The organism is Pseudomonas fluorescens, assembly GCF_902497785.1.
Lineage (GTDB): Bacteria > Pseudomonadota > Gammaproteobacteria > Pseudomonadales > Pseudomonadaceae > Aquipseudomonas > Aquipseudomonas fluorescens_BO.
Genome location: NZ_CABVHK010000010.1, coordinates 223,514 through 244,495 on the forward strand (window position 1 = coordinate 223,514; position 20,982 = coordinate 244,495).

Here is a 20,982-nt window from a genome sequence, read left to right on the forward strand (position 1 = left end):
TCACTGGCTGTAAAATGCTAACCAGCGGACGCCACAATTTATACGTGCAATTTATAAATATTTTTTACTGGAAAACCCCAACAAACACTGGGGAAATTGATGTGTAAAAAATTTCGCATTGGCGACGCAAAAAAAAAAGCCTGATTCAGCCCTATTTTGTACATTATGATGTTTTATGTATTCGGTACGGAATTGATCGATGGGCCGGAAGAAGAAAACTTCATTACAAATATTGAAGGCATCAGCGTTGGCATATCAACTTGCGGTACTTGCTGGTGTGAAGCCTACTGGGCATCATCTTGCGAGATGGTACGAGAGAAGGATGGCATTACCTTACGGGTCTGAATCTGAAAGCACTTGGAGGAGGTTTCTAGAAGGTACAATGCCTCAAAAACACAGGATTACTATATTGGTTAAATTGGAGCCAGAACTTCTTGACTTGTTTAATCACCCATTGTGGGTTGCATTGAATGAGGAGAGTAATCTTTTGGATATTTTTGCGATACTAAAAACCCAGGTATACCCCTCGAAATCATATAAAATATCTTCGCTTGAAGATGCTACAAGCGCAATGCCAGCGCTGGACCGAATCTCATTATTTATATTAATGATACTGTCATCTGCTAAGCATGAATACATCATTTCTCCGGCAACCGCGTGGCTCGCCGATAGCTACGCTCAACTTAAACTAGAGCCTGGTTGGGTTGATTTGAGTGGGCCTTTAATGTACTTAATTTTAGTGAGGTTTGAAAGCGTACCTTTGTTTTCAAACTCTAGATTTTTTTCATGCAATACCGATTCAAATCATAAATTCTGGAGTGACATTTATGATGATTACAGAAAAAATCAACCAATATCTAATTCTACCGCTTGGGCAACATGGTGCAGCTCGATATCTCGCTTGGATTGGTTGGAGCGAAAGAGATATCTCGAATATGTAAATGGAGTTAACAGTTGCAGCCCTGAGGAAAACAATAAGCGCAGAACAGTTTATAAAAAAGTACGAGACCAACGATACAAGCTTGTCCGGAAAACACCAAAGATATCGATTCAGTTGTTGAGTGGTTAGAGTTTTACGGGTTATTTTAACGACTCTACAAGTTGCTGTTGAAAAAACCGCACTGCACCCAACAGATGTTCGTATTTTAAATTTTCCTCCGTTAGCTCGGAAAATATTGCCATAATCTCTTCTGTCATTTGTGGGTTAGACGTGGCGGCGCCAAACTTGTCGAGAGTGCCTAATAAGCGAACGAGGTACTTACTATGACTGAATGAGTTAGCATTATTTCTGAAACGAACATCAGGGATGTAGAGCGTGCTCATCATGCGTGAGCGCGCAGAAAAACTGTCCATATTTTTAGCTTTCAAGGCTCGTAGATGTTTCACTATTGTGGTTTTGGACCCATGATTACCGAGCTCAGCGCGTATAGCATCCAGCGTTGGTTTTACTCCATTGCTTTCTAGTTTTAGTACAGCTTGTTCAACCAGTACTTCACTAATAGTTGGTCGCATAATTTCATCCGTCGCCAGTTCAAGTGACTATATTACCATAAGCTTTTATGGATGTGATCTATAGCAGGTCACGGTAGGCCAGCCTGAGGTGTCCACTGCCGATACCAAAACAGTTAGTGCATGCGCTGTCCGGTCAGGGTCGCTTTGTCGTCGAAATTGTCGCCCCTTCCTTTATGGTAAAAACCTTTCGCTCACGAACAGCTTAACGATGTGTGCTGCGATTCCAAGTAAAAATAGTGATTTGGAGAGTTGTCACGGTACGTTCTGTTGTACTGTGAGTATCTTCTCGCCTGCCGTTTAGTACTCTAATAAATGATCGAGGGTGCTCAGTCGTGAACCATGCAACGACCTATTATCTCAATACTAACGGCTAGTTATGGGATCAGAAAGTGGAAAATCGGCTTCACTCTTCACTGATTTTGCAGGATGCTATCTGCCAAATATATCTGCGCAAAGGTCGTCTTTTATGTTTGTTGATCCCACGCGATCCATCAAAAGCGCCACTTATCGGGCTCGTTTAGAAGCGATGCTTCTGATTCCTGTGGATTCATCCGATGAACGCATACACACGCTAATCGCAGCAGGCTTCAAGAGCGACAGCGTCAGTCGCCTGTTGGAACTTGGCATAATTAGCGCTGCGGTGCGCGATCAAATTATTCCATACACAACCCTTAAGCGTAGGTTGGCACGTGGACAACGCCTATCAGCGAGCGAGAGTGATCGCTTGTTTCGTATTGCACGCGTTATTGCCATGGCCGGGGTGGTTTTTGGCGACGAGGAAAAAGCCAAGCGCTGGCTCTCCACATCCAAATGTTGCTTTTCTGGCAAAAATCCGCTTGCGATGCTCACTACCTTCCAAGGCTCTTACCTGATTGAGGAGATGCTGAACCAGGCAGCAGAAGGATTCACATTTTAATCTTTGACGCCGTATGAATTTATTGGTGACTTAAGAAGGTGGCTGGTAAGCCTCTAGCGCGCCACTTCGCTATTGACCTGGTCATCCGCGGGGCGAGGTAAAAAAACGAGTCTGGTTAAATATCAGGGAGCGACGCTCCTACTCACGCTGGTTTGTATCGATTTCGCGCCGAATACGCTCCATAAGCGAATCGAAATTCGTATCTGGATCGAGGATTAAAAAACTCTCCACCAGCAGAGTGAGCGGGTGCACGTTCATTCTCTGAGCAAGCTCTGAGGCCTTTTCCAACGTGACATTTTTAAGCCCACGCTCGAGCGTGCTGAGGTAGGTCCTGCTGCTTATTATTCCGAAGTCCTCTTGTGTCAAGCCGCTATGAAGTCGTGTGGTGCGTAGTGCGATGGCAAATGCCTCTTTGAGTTCCATTTTGCTCGATCCACAAAAGGAACGATGAAGCCTTTTTGAGATCTATAGGGCTACAATCTATAGTGTTCATTTTATTGGAGAGTGGTATGACCTCACTGAGAATTGGCTCCAGGCAGGTAGCTTCAACGAGCAATGCAGATAGCGCCTCAACCATGGTTTTAGTAGCTGTTGCCAATGTCATTCATCCGGAGCAAGGGGTCGAAATAGTCAAACGCCTGTCGGGGCAAAATCTGGTCGAACTCTTTCTAGAGCTGGATCATCCAGATTCCGAAAAAGATGTCGTTGGTATCGTGCTTGCGGTTCCTCCAAAGCTGAATGGTTCGCCCCGGTGGGGAGCGGAGACTGTGGTCGATTTCGCTCAAGTAAAACTCCGAACTCCCGACGGTCCTTGCTTGGATACCTTTGCGTATCGCCTCGCATCCGAGGACGTGTTCAGCGACAACGAGAAGGTCGATCCAGCGGATGTTCTAAACTGGCATTCACTTTATGAAGTATGTACGCCTGATGGCCCCGAGGGTGCAGAACTTCTTGCTCACCAGACTTGGCTCTCCGTTGTCATCGGTCGGTTAGTGAATGCGGTTAATGCTCCAGAGGACACAGGTGCTTCTGGGTGATCTACGCTGTTTTCTTGGTGCGTCCTGGCTGTTGCTCCAGCCACAATGCTGGTGGGTCGTACCGAATATCTATACGGGGCAAAAATGAAAGGAAAACGCAAAATCAAAAACGTCAAATGGCGTTTATTGGTTCAATTTCAGGTTGAAGCCCGTCGTACATGCGCAAAGCGATCGAAAAAGGTTTCCAATAGATTCCTCGACTCTGTCTCGGCGTATTTAATGGATCACGAGCCCTGTGGAAGACTTGCCGGTGGGGCACCCCCGACCATCAGTCAGTAGCTTCGCTCTCAAGGTACCCGCGTCCCATGCTCAATTCGAACCTCGCAGATCTTCTCGCTCAGACTGTGGATGCAGTGATGCAAGCCGTTGAATTACTCGTTGCCGAATGGGAGAGGGTAGAGGGCCACACGGTAAAGGTGACAAAGCAGAAGTGGATATGGAAATCTAAGCTGTTCGCTGCCAATTTCTGGACTTTCTTTGCTGTGATTTTTGGGGGGAAGAGACGGGGCATAATCTCACAAGACATTCGTAGTGCTGGGTCGTCGATCCCTACGACGGTACTAGCGACTTTCTGAATGGCCACCCTTATGAGATAGCTAGTCACGCCGACCAGTAGGCAAGGGGGATGAGGTAGCTTTGCGTTGTATTAGCTGAACTGCTGCCTACGCACCATTACAAGTTGACTAGGGCTTGGTCGGATCTGCCGTACGCCAGATTAGTTTGCTGGTGTCATATCCCTGTTTCTGAGCAATCTCTTGCAGCTGTTCGCGCTTGACACCATTAATTTAAGATGCGCGTGAAAGCACCCATAGATATTCTCGGTTTGGGTGGCCGACCAGTGCGAACTGGTAGTCAGGGGAGTGAAAAGTGCTATCGATTTCTTGATGGTGGCGTCCACTGCCGGCATGGGCCGTTTTCTGCCCCTGGTGAGAGGCAGAAAACGACCCCAAGCGGATGAGCGCGGACCTTCTTGAGACCTCATTCAATCAGACATAACTGACGGTCGTTGACTGTTACTTTGTAGATATACTATTTGCGATTTTTTCCATCATCGGACATCGGACCCATCACGGATGAACGCGCTTTTCCGCTCCCTGCTCAGTATCGAGAGTCGCGCGTAGATATACCGGAAGGCGGCGCTTCGCTGGAGTTCTGATTAGATTTACGTGAAGCAGTTTTAGAAGTTTGTCAGTCACTGACCTCCAGGGCAGTTGGAGGCTTCGAAGGCGCTCCTTTAGCGTTGGCGTGAGTTCGAGAGGTTGAATCGCGAGGCAAGGGCGGCGAGCGCACGCCGGGTATTTCTCATTGAAATATTTTTTTCAGTTTGCGTGTTTTCCGTTTCCGGGGGCTGGAGAGGGGACTCCTTCATCCTCATATAAATCATGACCTTGCTGATTATTCGCCGAGTTGGCCCTGTGCTTGCAGTTGGTACAGAAACAACTAAGCCCTGGCAGTCCGCACTCCCTGCCAGGGCCTTCTTAAGGAGGCATGCGTGGATCAGCGTATCAAGGTCATCATTCCCATCCCCATGGACCAGGCGAGCGCCGCTAATCGGGCGTCGCAGTTACCGGCCAAGTTCATTCTTCCCGGTTTTCATCCCGAGTTTGTCCCCGTTACCAAAGGCGCCTCGCTGGGGGACAGCGCTTACGATGTGCTGCTCATGGATTTTTCCGTGGTCCAGGCTGGCCTTCGTGCCCAGGACGAAGGTTACAGCGCGGTCTGCATTGATACGGTTAGCGATTCCGGTCTGGCCGCGCTGCGTTCGCGATTGGACATTCCGGTGGTGGCCCCCGGTATGGCGGCCTTCCATACCGCCTGTATGCTGGGCAAGAAGTTCAGCATCATCACCATGTGGGACGAATGGTTCCCCTTGTACGAGAAGACGTTGACCGAATATCAGCTCTGGCCGCGAGTGGCATCGTTGCGCTCAATCAAGACCCGGCCCGACCTCAGAGAGTTGCTCGAAGGCAAGGAGGAGGTGGTCTGCGCCAAGCTCGAAGCCGAGGCAAGACGGGCGATGGAGGAGGACGGGGCCGATGTGATTGTGCTTGGTTCGACCACCATGCATCAGTCCCACGCCTACCTGGCCGAGCGCCTGCCGATTCCGGTCATCAACCCCGGGCTGGTTGCCTACAAGTTGTGTGAAATGATGCTGACATTGGGTCTCAAGCAGAGCCGCAAGGCTTATCCAGCCCCTCAGTGCCTGAATGACGCGGCTTATCACGGTTTCGCCGGCCAATAACGACAATAAGGAGAACAACCACCATGAGTCATCTTTCCCGCGAGCAACTGATCGATCTGGCGACCCGGCAGTACTTCGCCAATGTGGACAACAAGAACATGCAGGCCGTCCTGGACTGCTGCCATGAAGACGTGGCGTTCACCATCCAGACCGACAACCTCACGCACAGCGGCCATGGAGGTGTGCGCAAGATGTTCGACAATCTGTTCAATAATTTCGAGGAAATCTGGCACGGCGATTTTGAAGTCGCTGCCGACGTTGAGGCCCAGACGGTCTGTGCGCGTTTCAACGTCTTCCTCAAGGACGCGCAAGGCAATGAAACTCGTCTGCGTAACTGCAACTTCTGGTACGTCGAGGACGGCAAGTTCCGCCGGGTCTTCGTCTTCATGAGTGGCGAAAACGTGCTGCGCTGATCCATCGCGAGTACTTCCCGGGACATCGCCGTGGATGCCCCGGGAAGCCCTCGGTATTCGCTTGAGGGCCGCGCTTGACGCGATCCAGTGTCTGTCCGTATCGACGGGCAACGCTCACCAGAACAAGAACAAAGGATGAGTAAAATGACCCAGCCCACGACGCCGGGGGAGCTTCGCTATCCCGCGCTTTTTACCCCCCTGAAGATCGGCAACATCACCGTGCGCAACCGGCTGATGCAAACCGCCCACGCCAAGGGTTTTACGTCGGCCGATGGCCTGACCAATGATCGTGACATCCATTACCAGGCCGAGCGGGCCAAGGGCGGCATCGGCCTGATTGTGACCGGTGCTCGACACGTTCACCCCAACTCCACCGGGCCCAATCGGTCACTGGCACGGGGTAACCGCGACGAGATCATCGAGCGCGATGCAGAAATGGTTAAGGCCGTTCACGCGTTCGGCGGGCGCATCATCGCCCAGTTGATTCACTTCGGCCCCCAGGGGCGCAGCGGTGCACTGGATGACTACCGCGTGCTCTGGGGGCCTTCGACCATGAAGTCGCCGGCCTACAACGAGTGGGCCCGGGAAATGACCAAGGCGCAGATGGACGAGGTGTCCGAGCACTTCGCCCTGACCGCGCTCAACTCCAGAGCCTCCGGGTTCGATGGGGTGGAGTTGCACTATTCCCACGGCTACCTGCATCAGCAATTTCTGTCCTTCGTTTACAACAAACGTACTGACGGATACGGCGGCAGCCTCGACAACATTGTGCGTTTCCCTCTGGAAACCCTGGCCCGGGTACGCGAGGCCGTCGGGCCTGATTTTGTGGTGGGCATCCGAATTTCCCTGGACGAATGCACGGTCGACGGCATGCACGCCGATACCGCCATCGAGATGACTCGGCGACTGGTCGCGTCAGGGCTGGTGGACTATGTGAGTGCCACGGCGGGTACTTATGCGGCCCATGCGGACCAGATCCCCCCGGGGGATTACCCGGAGAACTGGCTGGTGGAAGATGGGGCGCGCCTGCGGGCGGCGTTGCGCGAAATCAGCGATATCCCGGTGTTTATCGTTGGCCATATCGTCGACGCGGACAAAGCCGAGGCCATGGTTGCCAGCGGGGCGACCGACATGGTGGCGATGACACGCACACAAATTGCCGACCCCGAGTTCTGCAACAAGCTGCGTGAAGGCCGCGAAGATGAGATCAACCACTGCATCCGCTGCAATCAGGCCTGCATTGCCCGATTGATGGCCGGCAACGCCATCTCCTGCGTGGTCAACCCGGCCGCCGGACGTGAGCAGCGCTTTGGCCTGCACACCCTGCAACAGGCGAGCACGCCGCAACGCTGGCTGGTGGTAGGCGGTGGTCCGGCCGGGATGAAAGCTGCGCTGACCCTGCGCCAGCGCGGCCATCAGGTCACGCTGCTGGAAAAGGCAGAGCGTCTGGGCGGTCAGTTGAATCTGGCGGCCCGGCTGCCGCGTCGGGAAAAGTTCGGCTTTATTCCGCGGGATCTGGAGCGGCAACTGCGCAAGGCCGGGGTCGAGATCCGTCTGAACAGCGCAACGAGCGCTGACGAGGTACTGGCATTCGGGGCCGACGGGGTGATTCTGGCGACAGGTTCGACCCCGCTGAAAACGGCGTTTACTTCGACCCGGCCGGCGGTTGATCGGGTGCCGGGTACCGAGCAGGAGAATGTGCTCAGCGTGGTCGAAGTGCTTGAAAATCCGGGCCGGGTCGGCAAGCGCGTGGTGCTGTTCGATGAAGACGGCGGCCGCTATGCGCTGGGCACGGCCGAGTACTTGCTCGACCGCGGGCATCAGGTGCACTTGGTCAGCCGCTTTATCGCGCTGTCGCCGAACCTGGCGTTGACCCTGGATCTGCCGGTGAGTTATCGCCATGTGTTCGCCAAGGGGCTGACTTACACCCTCAACAGCTGGGTACGCACTATCAATGGGCAGCAGGCGCAGTTACTGAACCTGTTCACCGATCTGGACAGCGAGTGCCTGGGAGCCGACACCTTCATCATCGCGGCCGGTCACAGCCCGGACGATGCGTTGTACCGGGCCCTGCAGGGGCGAGTTGCCAAACTGCACTGCATTGGTGACGCCTGTTTGCCGAGACCTCTGCAGGACACCCTTTATGAAGGCATGTTGGCGGGTCGCGAGCTGCTGGATGATCCCGCACGTTTCATTGAGCAAGGCGAGCTGGAAGGCTTTGGTGCCGATTGGCGCAACGCCATGGGCGCACCTGCACACTGATCCGGCTCAAGACTGACCCGCAGGCGGACTGTTCCCGCCTGCCCTGGAGAACTGCAATGACTGTCGAACGTTATCCGCACCTGTTTGAACCCTTGCGGCTGCGCGGGATTACGCTGCGCAACCGCATCATGCAGTCGGCCCATGCCATGGCCTTCAACTCGCCCGAGGGGCTGACCAATAACCGCGACATTTACTATCACGCGGCCCGAGCCAAGGGTGGGATTGGTTTGATGATCACCGGAAACCGGCTGATTCATCCCACGTCCAATACCTTCTGCCGGGGTTACTCCTATGGCTACCGCGAGGAAATGGTCGAGCGCGATCGGGCGTTGACCGACGCGGTGCATGGTTTCGGTGCCCACATTTTTGCCCAGCTCAACCACTTCGGGGTCATGGGCGAGACCCATGCAATGGATGACTACCGGGTGCTCTGGTCGGCTTCCAACATCAAGTCACCCATATTCGGTGAAATGGCCAAGGCCATGGAGCGTGCCGACATGGACGAGATCGTGGAAGGCTGGGTGCGCTCGGCGCAATACTCGCAACAGGCCGGCTTCGATGGCATCGAGGTGCACCTGGCGCACAGCTACCTGCTGCACCAGTTCATTTCCCCGCTGTTCAACAAGCGCGAGGACGAATACGGCGGCAGCTACGAGAATCGCATGCGCTTTGCGCTGGAAGTGATCAAGGCGGTGCGCGAGGCGGTCGGGCCAGACTTTGTGGTCGGCATCCGCTTGTCGATGGACGAAATGGTGCCGGGCGGGATGGAGATCGCCGACTGGATCAAGGTCGCCCAGACGGTCGAGGCGACCGGCCACATCGACTACATCATGGCCACCGCCGGCGTGTACCAGTGGGCCTTGCGCGACTTTGGCGTACGGGTGGTCATCGCCCCCAGTTTTGGAGATATTTTTCGCAATAACTGCTTCAACAATGGGTTGCTGCCGCTGACGCTGGAACAGTCTGTTATCGACCAACTGCTCAAGCAGGCACAAGCCTGTCCGGGGCTGGAAGTTGAAGTCGACGTGGAACGACGCTTGCTTTCGGTAGGGGCCGAGGTATGGTGCTTTGACCTCGATGAAGGACGCCGCCAGCGCCTGCTCCATGGCCTCGACGAAGTGGGCGAAAGCCTGGGTTACGCTTCACGGATCAGAGCCTACGAAGAACAGCGCCAGCTCAGCGAGCCCTGGCTTTTTCGTCGTTGAGTGTCCCTGAACCTGCGCCTTATAAAAATAACAAAGGGGGAAGCAAACCATGGAATTCGCCAACGCGGAATTCGACCGCGTCCGGATCTGCCTGATCGGTAACTCGCAACTGAGTCAGGTGGTGCACAGCCTGATACCGGAATTCGAGGCGCTGGCCAACATCACCATCATCGACAACATTTTCAACGATGCGGTCAAGGCAGCACGCGACCTCATCGAGCGTCAGCAGGTCGATATCTTTATCAGCGCCGGGGCCAATGCTTTTTACCTGCAGGACACGCTGCCGACCCCGGTGCTGGCCCTAAAAGTCGAGCAGGCCGACCTGATCCAGGCCGTGCTCACTGCACGGCGCATTTCCTCGAAAATCCTGTTGCTAACCTACGAGCGGCAGGAAACCAACGTCGAGCTTCTCGGCCTGTTCGACGGCGTTGAACTCACACACCACACCTACAGCACTGCCGAACACGCCAAGGAGATATTCCACAGCCTGCGTGACGAAGGCTTCGGGGTGGTCATCGGCTCCAGTTATGCCTGCGACCTGGCCGAGCACGCGGGGCTGCAGTCGGTGCTGCTGTACTCACGCGAGTCCTGCCGGAACCTGCTGCGCAAGGCCATTCGTCACGCGGGTCAACACAAACGTGAGCAGCAGCAGTTGGCGATCGGCCAATTCCTGCTAGAGCAGAATACCCAGCCGCAGATCCTGACCAACAGAAGCGGCGGGGTGGTGGCGTGGAATGCCGCGGCCAGCCTGCTCATCCCCACCATCGGCCGGCGGCGCCGGCTCGATGGCCTGCTCGACAGCAAGATGCTCGATGCCCGCAGCCTCAGGGCCGAAGGGCTGCTGCTCGGCGACCGCTTGTGCAGCCTGAACAAGCACCCCTTCGAACTGGATGGCGATCTGGTCGGCTTTCTTTACAGCTTCCTGCTCAGTCCGCTGGCCTTGCCACGGGACGATAGTCGGCGACTGGTGTTTCAGTCCGCCCGCATGGCCGAGGTGCTGAATCAACTGAACGTGTATGGCGCAACGCCCGGCACCGTCATGATTCGTGGCGAGACCGGCACGGGCAAGGAGCTGGCAGCGCGTCAGGTGCATGTTTCCAGCGCCAATGCCAAGGGGCCGTTCGTGGCAGTCAACTGCGCGGCCATACCGGCCGAACTGTTCGAATCCGAGCTGTTCGGTTACGCCGATGGTGCGTTTACCAGTGCCAAGAGCGGCGGCAAGTCCGGCCTGCTGGAAAGTGCCAACAACGGCACCTTCTTCATGGACGAAATCAACTCACTGCCGCTGCCACAGCAAGCCAAGCTGCTGCGGGTACTTCAGGAGCGTGAAGTGAGCCCGGTGGGCGCGCGGCGGCCAATTTCTCTGAACATCAAGTTCGTTGCGGCCTGCAACGTAGACCTCATGGATGAGGTGCGCGCCGGCCGGTTTCGCGAAGACCTGTATTACCGGATCAGCACCTTTGCCGTGCACATCCCGCCGCTGCGCGAACGCGCTGAAGATATTCCGCTGCTGACCAGCTACCTGATGCGCCGTGAAGGCCTGCGTTACGCCCTCGACGTGGAACCCGATGCCCTGATCAAAGGCGTGGCCTCGATTTTTCGCCGTTACCATTGGCCCGGCAACGTGCGTCAGCTGGAAAATGTGGTCGAACGGCTGATCGTTTCGCAGCGTCTCTACGGCAGTTGCGAGGCGTTGCTCGAGGCATTGCCGCGAGTCGTCCCGGAGTTTTACGCACCGTTGAGCGAAGGTGAGGGCGGTGGGCATTTGCACCACGTCGAGCAGGAGGAAATCGTCAAGGCTTTGCAACTATTCGGTGGCAACAAGAGCATGGCGGCGGAATACCTGGGCATCAGCCAGACTACGCTGTGGCGGCGCCTTAAGCGATTACAGACTGGGGAAAACCAGGCTTGAAAAGTGATTTCACTAAAAACCACCCGGTCGCAAGATGCCACCCATGGTTTTCTCGAAGACCAGCACCTCTCGGGTCTGCCACGCAATTGGTACTCACGCGAATGATCTACTGGCTCCCCGCTTTACCGCTTTTTTACAAGGCAGATGGTATTCGGGTGGGAACTAACCAGTCGGGATACCTGGGTGCAGGGGACTATCTGAACCATTCGTCCGGTTTTACTCAGGGACAAGTCGGCTTCAGTGGCGAAATTGCGGGATTTAACACTATTGCCCTGGTGCGTGATCGGGCGGCGGTAGCGGGGCCCAACAACCGTCCGTTGGCCGACAGTGATGGTGATGTGCTGGGGAATGGAGCAAGTTGGGTATCGCCAATCTTAAGACGCGTATTTCCAACACCACGTTGACCATGGGTCGACAGGGCATTAGTACGCCGGTCCTTGCCGATTATAATAACCGCGCTCCACCTTTGAGTTTCGAGGGGGCAAGTGTCGTCAGTGAGGTGTTTAACAATCTGTCACTGCGCGCAGGTTCTTTCGACCGGGTCTCGCCACGCATGTCGGTTAGAAAGCCCGCTTAGAGTCAGAGATATCTGGGCCATCCGGGTCAGGCTCCAGCTTGCGGAGAAGACACGGGATCTGGCGCTCTTCAACTTGGCTATCGACAGCAAACTGCGTGCCTGCGACTTAACACCTTAGGCTCAATCTGGCCGAAGCGGTCCAACACGCCGTGGATACCGAAGTCCGGCGAACAGGAGCTCCACACCGCGCAGGTCTGAGTTGGGCATCGTGAATCCTCCATGGACAGTTCAGCCTAGCAGTCAACAATCGACGCGGTGTCTGTCCAAGGAGATGATACTTCCAAGGTCCGCAATTGGCCGACTGCTGACTGTCTTGAACATCACCAGGGTCGGGTGTCACGGCTACTTCGACGCGCAGACTTTGCAGCTTTCGACTTCAAACGTTTTGTTCGTGATTTTGGTCAGGCCCGCAGCATGTTCCATGGCGCTATTTGTGTTGTTGAGCACCGTGAGCATTGGCGTGTTGTCGATGTAATAGCTTACCTTTGAACACCTTGGGGCTGAAGACGTAACCTTAAAGTCGGCACCAGTTGATCTTTTTTTCACAACAACAACTGTCGCATTGCAGATTCCAGCCTCCTCCCGGCAATTGCAATCACCTGTACTAGATGTCTGTGGAGGCTTTTTGGCAACTGACGATCCTTTTTTTGAAGAAGTATCTGATGCGCGTGATTGCCAATCGTCGTTACCCATTGACGCCTCGAACGAGTCCAGAGATTGGAAGTTTCTTTGCGTCTGCGAACTCTGCCGTTGCTCACGCTCGGAATTGGCTCGCTCCTGGTCGATCCTCTGTTGCTCCGCTTGACGCGCTTGCTCATCCTGCTTGTCGAGAAACGTGCCAATAGCTTCGAGAGCTGATGCCGCGGCAGCTACTTTCGCCTGATCGCTTGCCTGGTTGGATATACTCGGGACGGCAGCAGACTCTCCATCGTAGCGGTACTTACTGTTAGCCCCCGAACAATCATTGTTGGTCGTGTAACAGGTAGCATTGGCACCAAAGCTCAGGCTGAGGATTGCCGACATAACTGCAGCCGTTATAAAAAATTGGGCGCGGGGGTACATTTGGGTGCTCCATGTGTGTCTATTTTCATGCAGTATTGCCCCAGCTTTGCTAGCTTTCCATAGCCTTCTGGCGGTTGATGAAAAAGGTGCGTTCAAGCCTATGCTCATTGTACATTAAGGGATCCGTATGAACCGACTGACTATTGCAGCACTGAGCGCCGTGCTCCTCGCCTACGTAGGCCATGCATCGGCTGAACTTAAAAAACTACGGGATTGGCCAGCTGCGTTAGAGGCACCTAGCCCAGAAATAAGAAAGCAGTATGAGTACGATCCTGAAGCTGGAGCGGCGACATCAAAACTCCTGAGTTCCACCTCAAGAATTTTCAAAGATGGGGCCGAAGTAAATACACAGATAACGAACTATCGAAACTCCACGCCGGTTTCTGGCACTGGAAGCTGGAATACGTTGTTGCCCGCATATCATGGGTTTTCTGCTTTTTTTACATCGCCCATGAAAACTACAAAGCTAAAGTACTCATCCAGCGGGCCATGGCCAGCTAGCGAATTCAAGATTTTTAGCGAGAATATAAATCCTCAAGGTGTAGGTAAAAGCGCTACTGCCTGTAAGCAAGTTAAAAACCTAAAAGCGGATAGGTATCTTGCAACCTTGCCTGGGAATATTTATACCTACGAATGCCTGATGAAGTATGGTGGTACTAGCGGGGATTTTACTTATGCGCCGGATGCACTGTCGCTGATAAATATGTATTCTGACTACCTCGGCATTGTCATCTCTTCTTTCTACATAGACCCCTCAGTAACTCCCGGGCTGAGAGTAAGGGGGGAGTACAAATTCGTAGATGTAAATGGTAAAGAGCAAATTGTGGTGACAGAAGATGCTGACATGCGGTCTAAATTTTCGCAGCTATAGCTAAACCCCACAATTGTATGGCAGGCCTGAGTAGGCCTGCCTTTTATAGTCAGATTCTTTAGTGATTTTATCGCTCTTGCACCTTGGTTGTATGTGTTGCTTGCTTTTCTTTTGCTGGGTCTGAATACGTTTGGCCAGAAAAAATAACAGTGCTTTCACACCACCACTTTTTTTGGTGCTCACCAATTTTACAGGTAGGGGTAGGCCTGTTTGTGATTTTACCGCTTATATGGTTTAGAAAAGGCTTAGATGCGTCTTGCTCCGCTTTATCAATGTCTTTGTTCAAGGCTCTTAGTGCTTCCTCTTGGGTGTTAGCACCAACAGGGCTCTTGAAGTTTGAGGTGTTAACATAAGAATAAATTTTTTTGTTTTGAGTTTTTTGCTTTTCAGATTCAGCCTTGCTCTTGTCTGCTGCAATCTTGCTTTTTTCAGTGCTCGTCTTGTTTTTCTCCGCTACGATCTTGCTCTTCTCAGGACTATTCTTATTCTTCTCTGTTACAGTCGTCTTCTTCTCAAGTGCCGCTGGTTCTTTCGCACTTTCCTTTTTAGTTTCCTCGCTTCGAAAACTACGAGCGGCTTTTAACATTTTCTCCCGGTGAGTTTCGGCGCTATCGCCTCCGCCATAGTTCGGGATCACTATAGAAGCTTCGTTAGCGTAAGCATTCATCCCGAAACAACATAGCGCACCGTAAAGCGCCAATCGACTAATTGTCATTAATTTAACCCCAGTCATAGAATTTTTTTTGTGGCCATGCTTATTATCGGCGCTGAGGCTCATAAAAAATGAGGGCCCCTACAGGCTTCGTGAAATGTAGTTCAGTTTGTTTCGAATGGCCACGGAATTAATGCGCCTCAGTAATTAGCTTGCTAAGAGCTAGCTTGGTGGCTTCTCTAACACAACACATTGCGCATCGTTGTATTTGTCATAGGGAGCGCTTCAGCGGAGGATTTTTATATCAGGAAATGCGACGAACAAAGAAAGTTCTCGTCGAAAAAATCACTTATTTCCGCCCGCCGGCGGGCTTTGTGACACTATTTTGTGCAAATGGGACGTGGGGTGAAAAGGTTGCGTCCGCCCAAGCCCGCTGCGGGGATTGGGGCATTTTGCACTGACACAGATTGCAAGACTTTGCAGAGGAGTGGTGGGGCATTACTGCGACTCCGACAGTCCTAGGTGGGATGCGTCTACAGTTCGCTCCTCGTCAATTGTTGCCTAGTGTTAAATGCTGCAAAGGATCACCCAGGATGACTATCGTTGGGCTTTCTTCAGACTGTTCAAGCGCACATTCGCCCTTTGCACAGCAGCCATTTTTTCAGGCCGCTTCATGCGTTTCCACTTCCTGATATCGTCCTTGCTGCGCCCGCAGCTCACACACATGTCACCGCTCAATTGGCAAACCGAAATGCACGGGTTTTCGATTTCTTTAGCCATCGTCAATCACCTTTGGTATGCGTTATTGCGCAAGACGCTTCTTCCAATCACCGCCGTGAGTGCGCAGGCACTCCTCCTCAGAGTCGAACCGGACTAGGTGATCTGAAGTCTTCACCTCGATGTTGCCTCGATCAGCGCAATAGACATTAGCTCGAATATCCGCGCTTTTTCGGAAGCCTGGGCGAGCTTTTTGTCTACCTGAGTTTCGACAACCCAAGTCACTTGGAGGGTTTCAGTCAACGCGTTCATGTCGGCGGTGTGGGTAAGCCAGGCAAAACCTTTAATCTCAAGTTTTGCTGTTTCGCACGCTTCGGTGAGCGTGGCAACCAACCGTCGTTCGATCCGTGCCAGTTCACATTTACCTTGGGGCATTGCGGGATCCTTCGGTGAGTAGTGGGAAGAGTTGAATCATTCCGGTCGGATCTACGAATTCTGCTGATTGTTGCCTATCACGAAAGTCCGTAATCGACCCAACGCTGCCGGTCAGCACCGGTAGTAAACGGCCACAACCGGACCTTCTGACCTGACCTCCAGCATCGCCAAAAGCAGACTTTTGGGCCGTCGGTTTCTCGTCACTTTTAAAATTTATGCAGACCCCCGAGACAGAGCAATGAACGGAGGGAAGTGGTCATGCCGTAGAAGGCAATGCAAGCAGTCTTGAGGTGTTTGGTCGATGAAGTCATTTGTAGAGTCTGAGAGGCTGCCTAAATTTCTAGGCAGCCTTGTTTCATCAGAACTTCATGGACTCACCATCCTCAGGAATCATCACCTGATCCTGAATTTTGTTTTCTTGCACAAAAGCGCGTAATTCCTTACGGCTGAGCGACATGTGGTTCACGACATCCATGTGTACGGCAACGATGGCCGCATTGGGCGCTGCCTTAGTGGCCTGCAGTGTGTCTTGCTTGCCCATGATGATGGGATGCTCCTCAAAACCGCTCATGAGAGCGCTGCCCGTGTTCAGGATCACCACGTCTGGCTTGTGCTGCTTCAATGCTTGATCCACTTCCGGGCGCCATACGGTGTCGCCGGCGACATAAACCGTTTTGGCTTTGGGAGCAGAAAACACGACGCCCATGACGGGGCCCATCGCTTCAGCACGTTCAGGGTCTGCAAACCACAAATCACTGCCGTGCTGGCCGCCGGTCTTGCTCAGCTTCACGCCGTTGAACGTGGTTGTGCCCTTGAGGACACGCACATCCTTAAAGCCTTGACCCCGAATTGTTTTGGCATCGACTTCATTTTGCACAAACATAGGCATGTTCTTGGGAATCTGCTTTTGCGCAGCTTCATCCCAGTGGTCCGTGTGGGTGTGGGTCACCACGACGGCTTCGACGCTGTTCAACACCTCATCAACCGAGAAAGGCAGGTCTACCAATGGGTTGCGCAATTCACTGCGGTAGGTGCCTGGAAAGCCTGGGAACCCACCCTTGGCTGAGAGCATGGGATCGACCAGAAACGTGGTGCCAGCGAAGTCGATCTTGACGGTAGCGTTGCGAATTTGCTGGACTTGGACTGCGTTCGCCACAGACGTGGACGCTGCCGGGTCGCTGGTGCCGGAGTATGCGGTGCCGCAGGCGAGGAGCATAGCGATGCCACTCAGGGCAATGCCGCTGCGCAAAGGGCTCAAGACTTTCATGGGGTTTTCCTTTTCAATAATTTGCTGATTGCGCGTAATGGAGGTTTCGTTTGTGCGTTAGGGTCAATTTTGCGGATCGGCAGGATTTTGCGCCATTGGCCCAAATGACAATGATAGATATAATTGGGCCATTATTGTTGTTCACTTGTTTCTGGAGACTCCATGCAGCCCGTCCGTGTCGCCGTGCTTGCTTTCGAAGGTGTCAGCCTCTTTCACCTCTCGGTGCCTGGCATCGTGTTCGGCGTGGCGCCGGCACCCAGCGGACTGCCTCCGTACGAAGTGCGGTACTGCGCGCCGACGCCTGGCCGTGTTCGTTGCGACCAAGGCATGGAGATTGAGGTGCCTGGCGGCCTCGACGCCATGGAGGATGCCGACCTTGTCATCGTTCCTGCTTGGAACCATCCCGAAAACGTTGCTCCCGCTGTCCTGTCGAAAGCCCTGCGCAAAGCCCACGCTCGCGGTGCCCAGGTGGTCGGCCTGTGCCTGGGCGCCTTCGTGCTGGGTGATGCAGGCTTATTGGACGGGCGGCGCGCGACGACCCATTGGGCCTGCCGCGACCTCTTCGCCAAGCGCTTTCCGCTGGCGAACTTTCTCCCTGACGTGCTGTATGTGGACGACGCCAACGTCATTACGTCTGCAGGGACGGTTGCGGCGATTGACTGCTGCTTGAACCTTGTGCGTCAGCGCCATGGCGCTGACGTTGCCAACCGCGTGGCGAAGTTGCTGGTGACACCACCGCACCGTCAGGGCGGACAAGCGCAATACATAGAGCAGCCGGTGCCGGCACTGCCCAGCGAGAACCGTTTACCCGGAGTGCTGGAGTGGGCACGCGAGCATTTGTCGGAGCCGCTGTCACTGGATGTATTGGCCGACATAGCGCGCATGAGCCGGAGAACCTTCACCCGACGGTTTCGTGAGGCTACGGGAACCACCTTTGTCAAGTGGCTGGCTGCCGAGCGTATTGCGAGGGCACAGCAGTTACTGGAAACCACGGATTTGTCGATTGAGCGCGTTGCGAGCGAGGTAGGCTTTGGCACCGCGCTGTCACTGCGTCAACACTTTGCAAGCCAGCTGCACACGTCACCCTCTGCATACAGGCGGCTCTTCTGTGAAGGCCAACAAGGCTATTTGGACGCCTCAATCAAAAGAGAGTAGAGACCGCCCAACCATGCCTGTGAACAGTCAGCCATCAGTATCATCTATGGATGGGTATGGCCGCTTTGGCGAAAGACGTATGTCTCTTTTGGGTCAAAAGGGATCAATCCCGAGAGGCTGCTTCTGGCGGATTGCTGCCTACTGTGAAGGTCTGAAAAGGACTCATAGTTGCCAGTCATTTGAGTTTGCAGAGCCAGGGGCGATTCCCTAGGACTGCCGTAGTTGCATAATCGCATCTGTAATCGCTTTTGCATTTGTGTCCAGGGTTTCCATGGCCACGACTGCGTTATCTGCCACACTCTCTACGCCATTCTCTGAAAGCCACTTAGTGATCTTTTCTATCGCCGCACCCAAGGCATGTTGGTTGTGAAGAAGCAATGCCAGAGCGTCTGCCGCGGCAATCTTGCAGTCTGAATTATCTAGCATGGCGGCCGTCCTTCATGAGTGGTGGAGAGAGCCTAGTTCAAGTGGGTCAGAACAGCTTCCAGCACAAACGCTGGCGTTTGAGTCCATTGAACCTTTTCCGACTACTTTACGCACCAGAACAGGGCGCCAGTCCCATATCAGTCCCATATGGCCTTTTTTCAGACGCCAAAAACCACAAACCCCCGACTTTCTCTAGGAAAATCAGGGGTTTGTGTTTTACAAATTTGGCGGTGAAGGAGAGATTCGAACTCTCGATACAATTTCTTGTATACACACTTTCCAGGCGTGCTCCTTAAGCCACTCGGACACTTCACCGTATCTCTTCAAACATGTTCTGTCTGTCGAGGCGCGCTAATGTAGTCGAAAGCTTTTCCGATGGCAAATTTTTTTTGCAGAATTTTCATGTGCTTAGCGTTTTAGACGTTCCGCAGGTTCTGGGTCATGGCAAACCTGCCAATCTCTGGCTGCGCATCTGCTTCTATATAGTCGGTAACGTGCGTCAGGCATGGCTGGCCGCGCGTGCCCGGAAGGTGAAACGGTGACTGACGGGTCAGTCACGGCGCTTTACCTGGCCGGCGGCGGTGGGTAACGTCTGCTCCAACTTTCATACAAGGAATAGCGTCATGAGTGAGTTGATTTCCTACCACCTCGAAGACGGTATCGCGACCCTGACCTTGAGCAATGGCAAGGTCAATGCCATCTCCCCCGACGTGATTGCTGCGTTTAACGCAGCGCTGGATCAGGCCGTGACTGATCGCGCGGTGGTGATCATTACCGGCACGCCGGGCATTCTGTCGGGCGGTTATGATTTGAAGGTGATGACCTCCGGCCCGAAACAAGCCGTGGCGTTGGTGACTGCCGGTTCGACCCTGGCTCGCCGCCTGTTGTCGCACCCCTTCCCGGTGATTGTCGCGTGCCCTGGGCATGCGGTGGCCAAGGGTGCGTTCCTGTTGTTATCGGCGGATTACCGCATTGGGGTCGACGGCCCGTTCAGCATTGGTCTGAACGAAGTGCAGATCGGCATGACCATGCACCACGCCGGTATCGAGATCGCGCGTGATCGTCTGCGCAAGTCGGCGTTCCACCGTTCGGTAATCAATGGCGAGATGTTCAATCCACAGAGCGCCGTGGATGCTGGCTTCCTCGATGTCGTGGTGTCGGCCGAAGAACTGCAAGGCGCGGCATTGGCAGCGGCTCGTCAGTTGAAGAAGATCAATATGACGGCGCACAAGAACACCAAACTCAAAGTGCGCAAGGCGCTGCTGGATACGTTGGACAACGCGATCATCCTCGATCAGGAACATTTGGGTTAAGCCTGAACGTGCCACACAGAAAAGCCCGACCTTAGTGTCGGGCTTTTTCATACACGCTTGGTTGAAAAGCCTACAACCGCTCTAGAACGCGTCTGACACGCAAGTCGGAAACATACGCTCAAACATCGCCTATCTCCTGCGTCACCAGGGGTAATTGCCGAAAACAGTGCACATCCGTACACTGCGCCACCTTTTGTTCCGGTGGGGCCTGTAAATGCTGTTTGTGTCGCGTATGTTCTTGATGGGACTGCATTTTATTCTGGCCGGTGTGCTCGGGGTGATTTTGGGTCTGTGCCGGCCATTCAATCCGGACAACAGCCGACTGTGCGCGCGCCTGTATGCGTGGCCGGCAATGTGCATTCTGCGTTTGCGGGTGAAAGCCGAAGTCGGTCCGTTGATGGACAAGCCTGAGAGCTGCGTGATCATCGCCAACCATCAGTCCAACTACGACCTGTTTGTGTTCGGTAACGTGGTGCCCCGCCGCACCGTGTGCATCGGCAAGAAAAGCTTGAAGTGGGTGCCGCTGTTTGGTCAGTTGTTCTGGCTGGCGGGTAATGTGTTGATTGATCGTGGCAATGCGCACAAGGCACGCCAGTCGATGCTGACCACCACCCATACTTTGCAGCATGAGGACACCTCGATCTGGGTGTTCCCGGAAGGCACACGCAACCTCGGTGAAGAGCTGCTGCCCTTTAAAAAAGGCGCGTTCCAGATGGCGATCGCAGCGGGTGTGCCGATTGTCCCCGTGTGCGTCAGCAGTTACGTCAAACACATGCGATTGAACCGCTGGAACGGTGGGAAAATTCTGATCCGCTCGCTGCCAGCCATTCCTACGGCAGGCCTGAGCCTGGACGACATGCCGCTGCTGATAGCGCAGTGCCGCGAGCAGATGCGCGAGTGCATCGCCTCGATGGATCGGCAACTGCAAGCCGCGTAAAACAAACCCGCCGTGTGCGGGTTTTGTTTTGCCGCGAACTCTACGGATTTTGCTGACTCTCAAGCAGCAGA

At 53.9% G+C, this 20,982-nt stretch carries 21 protein-coding genes, 1 tRNA gene and 4 pseudogenes; 15 read left to right on the plus strand and 11 right to left on the minus strand.

Annotated features, from left to right (window positions below):
• Positions 1-199: 199 nt before the first annotated feature.
• On the plus strand, positions 200-1,069 hold the full coding sequence (locus F8N62_RS16965; RefSeq protein WP_150711743.1) for a hypothetical protein: 870 nt from the start codon (positions 200-202) through the stop codon (positions 1,067-1,069).
• A gap of 11 nt (positions 1,070-1,080) precedes the next feature.
• Here the strand turns inward: F8N62_RS16965 and F8N62_RS16970 are convergent, their stop codons facing one another.
• The gene (locus F8N62_RS16970; RefSeq protein ID WP_150711744.1) at positions 1,081-1,512 is read right to left on the minus strand and encodes a DNA-binding protein; all 432 of its coding nucleotides are present in this window, start codon (positions 1,510-1,512) and stop codon (positions 1,081-1,083) included.
• A 466-nt stretch (positions 1,513-1,978) separates the two neighbouring features.
• On the opposite strand from F8N62_RS16970, the gene F8N62_RS16975 reads away from it, so the two are divergent.
• Positions 1,979-2,428, plus strand: coding sequence for an antitoxin Xre/MbcA/ParS toxin-binding domain-containing protein (locus F8N62_RS16975; protein WP_150711745.1), 450 nt, complete (start codon positions 1,979-1,981; stop codon positions 2,426-2,428).
• A gap of 138 nt (positions 2,429-2,566) precedes the next feature.
• Here F8N62_RS16975 and F8N62_RS16980 read toward each other — a convergent pair whose 3' ends face one another.
• Entirely contained in the window at positions 2,567-2,851 is a 285-nt protein-coding gene (locus F8N62_RS16980) for a helix-turn-helix domain-containing protein (protein ID WP_150711746.1), read from the minus strand.
• 86 nt (positions 2,852-2,937) lie between these two features.
• On the opposite strand from F8N62_RS16980, the gene F8N62_RS16985 reads away from it, so the two are divergent.
• Entirely contained in the window at positions 2,938-3,465 is a 528-nt protein-coding gene (locus tag F8N62_RS16985) for a hypothetical protein (RefSeq protein WP_224791373.1), read from the plus strand.
• 683 nt (positions 3,466-4,148) lie between these two features.
• Here F8N62_RS16985 and F8N62_RS16995 read toward each other — a convergent pair.
• Positions 4,149-4,331: pseudogene (locus F8N62_RS16995) on the minus strand (lipocalin family protein); the annotation flags it as partial.
• Positions 4,332-4,957: 626 nt separating this feature from the next.
• Between F8N62_RS16995 and F8N62_RS17000 the strand changes: the two are divergent.
• The 8 genes and pseudogenes from F8N62_RS17000 to F8N62_RS17030 all read left to right on the plus strand — a co-directional run.
• Positions 4,958-5,707: an aspartate/glutamate racemase family protein gene (locus tag F8N62_RS17000; protein WP_224791374.1), complete on the plus strand. Its 750-nt coding sequence runs from the start codon at positions 4,958-4,960 to the stop codon at positions 5,705-5,707.
• A gap of 23 nt (positions 5,708-5,730) precedes the next feature.
• Positions 5,731-6,120, plus strand: a complete 390-nt coding sequence (locus F8N62_RS17005) for a nuclear transport factor 2 family protein (RefSeq protein ID WP_150711748.1) — start codon at positions 5,731-5,733, stop codon at positions 6,118-6,120.
• A gap of 144 nt (positions 6,121-6,264) precedes the next feature.
• Positions 6,265-8,382, plus strand: a complete 2,118-nt coding sequence (locus F8N62_RS17010; protein WP_191632393.1) for an FAD-dependent oxidoreductase — start codon at positions 6,265-6,267, stop codon at positions 8,380-8,382.
• 56 nt (positions 8,383-8,438) lie between these two features.
• Positions 8,439-9,587 carry a hypothetical protein gene (locus tag F8N62_RS17015; RefSeq protein ID WP_150711750.1) on the plus strand — a complete coding sequence of 383 codons (1,149 nt, stop codon included), beginning with the start codon at positions 8,439-8,441 and terminating at the stop codon, positions 9,585-9,587.
• A gap of 49 nt (positions 9,588-9,636) precedes the next feature.
• Positions 9,637-11,499, plus strand: coding sequence for a sigma 54-interacting transcriptional regulator (locus tag F8N62_RS17020; RefSeq protein ID WP_150711751.1), 1,863 nt, complete (start codon positions 9,637-9,639; stop codon positions 11,497-11,499).
• A 101-nt stretch (positions 11,500-11,600) separates the two neighbouring features.
• Positions 11,601-11,903, plus strand: coding sequence for a hypothetical protein (locus tag F8N62_RS31920; RefSeq protein ID WP_224791378.1), 303 nt, complete (start codon positions 11,601-11,603; stop codon positions 11,901-11,903).
• Entirely contained in the window at positions 11,900-12,076 is a 177-nt protein-coding gene (locus F8N62_RS31925) for an OprD family porin (RefSeq protein ID WP_263597217.1), read from the plus strand. The genes F8N62_RS31920 and F8N62_RS31925 overlap by 4 nt, the downstream gene beginning before the upstream one ends.
• A pseudogene (locus tag F8N62_RS17030) lies at positions 12,009-12,188 on the plus strand (hypothetical protein); the annotation flags it as partial. The gene F8N62_RS31925 and the pseudogene F8N62_RS17030, both read left to right, overlap by 68 nt.
• On the opposite strand, the pseudogene F8N62_RS32320 reads toward F8N62_RS17030, so the two are convergent.
• Both F8N62_RS32320 and F8N62_RS17035 read right to left on the minus strand, forming a co-directional pair.
• Positions 12,184-12,264 (minus strand): annotated as a pseudogene (locus tag F8N62_RS32320) (hypothetical protein); the annotation flags it as partial. The pseudogenes F8N62_RS17030 and F8N62_RS32320 overlap by 5 nt on opposite strands.
• 154 nt (positions 12,265-12,418) lie before the next feature.
• Positions 12,419-13,138, minus strand: coding sequence for a hypothetical protein (locus F8N62_RS17035; protein WP_150711752.1), 720 nt, complete (start codon positions 13,136-13,138; stop codon positions 12,419-12,421).
• Positions 13,139-13,265: 127 nt separating this feature from the next.
• Here F8N62_RS17035 and F8N62_RS17040 point away from each other — a divergent pair, with 127 nt between their 5' ends.
• Complete coding sequence (locus F8N62_RS17040) at positions 13,266-14,009, plus strand: hypothetical protein (RefSeq protein WP_150711753.1); 744 nt, start codon at positions 13,266-13,268, stop codon at positions 14,007-14,009.
• A 67-nt stretch (positions 14,010-14,076) separates the two neighbouring features.
• Here F8N62_RS17040 and F8N62_RS17045 read toward each other — a convergent pair whose 3' ends face one another.
• The 4 genes and pseudogenes from F8N62_RS17045 to F8N62_RS17060 all read right to left on the minus strand — a co-directional run bounded on the left by F8N62_RS17045 (position 14,077) and on the right by F8N62_RS17060 (position 17,080).
• A complete protein-coding gene (locus tag F8N62_RS17045; protein ID WP_150711754.1) occupies positions 14,077-14,787 on the minus strand; it encodes a hypothetical protein in 711 nt (236 codons plus the stop codon).
• Positions 14,788-15,258: 471 nt separating this feature from the next.
• On the minus strand, positions 15,259-15,441 hold the full coding sequence (locus F8N62_RS17050) for a DUF1289 domain-containing protein (RefSeq protein WP_150711755.1): 183 nt from the start codon (positions 15,439-15,441) through the stop codon (positions 15,259-15,261).
• 22 nt (positions 15,442-15,463) lie between these two features.
• Positions 15,464-15,813, minus strand: a pseudogene (locus F8N62_RS17055) (hypothetical protein).
• A gap of 358 nt (positions 15,814-16,171) precedes the next feature.
• On the minus strand, positions 16,172-17,080 hold the full coding sequence (locus tag F8N62_RS17060) for an MBL fold metallo-hydrolase (RefSeq protein WP_224791376.1): 909 nt from the start codon (positions 17,078-17,080) through the stop codon (positions 16,172-16,174).
• A 162-nt stretch (positions 17,081-17,242) separates the two neighbouring features.
• On the opposite strand from F8N62_RS17060, the gene F8N62_RS17065 reads away from it, so the two are divergent.
• The gene (locus F8N62_RS17065; protein ID WP_150711756.1) at positions 17,243-18,235 is read left to right on the plus strand and encodes a GlxA family transcriptional regulator; all 993 of its coding nucleotides are present in this window, start codon (positions 17,243-17,245) and stop codon (positions 18,233-18,235) included.
• A gap of 207 nt (positions 18,236-18,442) precedes the next feature.
• Here F8N62_RS17065 and F8N62_RS17070 read toward each other — a convergent pair whose 3' ends face one another.
• Together F8N62_RS17070 and F8N62_RS17075 are read right to left on the minus strand one after the other, a co-directional pair.
• On the minus strand, positions 18,443-18,661 hold the full coding sequence (locus tag F8N62_RS17070; RefSeq protein ID WP_150711757.1) for a hypothetical protein: 219 nt from the start codon (positions 18,659-18,661) through the stop codon (positions 18,443-18,445).
• A gap of 225 nt (positions 18,662-18,886) precedes the next feature.
• Positions 18,887-18,976: transfer RNA gene (locus F8N62_RS17075), tRNA-Ser, on the minus strand.
• A 308-nt stretch (positions 18,977-19,284) separates the two neighbouring features.
• On the opposite strand from F8N62_RS17075, the gene F8N62_RS17080 reads away from it, so the two are divergent.
• Entirely contained in the window at positions 19,285-19,974 is a 690-nt protein-coding gene (locus F8N62_RS17080) for a crotonase/enoyl-CoA hydratase family protein (protein WP_150711758.1), read from the plus strand.
• 214 nt (positions 19,975-20,188) lie between these two features.
• Positions 20,189-20,911 (plus strand): lysophospholipid acyltransferase family protein, encoded by a 723-nt coding sequence (locus tag F8N62_RS17085; protein WP_150711759.1) that lies wholly within the window; start codon positions 20,189-20,191, stop codon positions 20,909-20,911.
• The last annotated feature ends 71 nt before the right edge of the window (positions 20,912-20,982 follow it).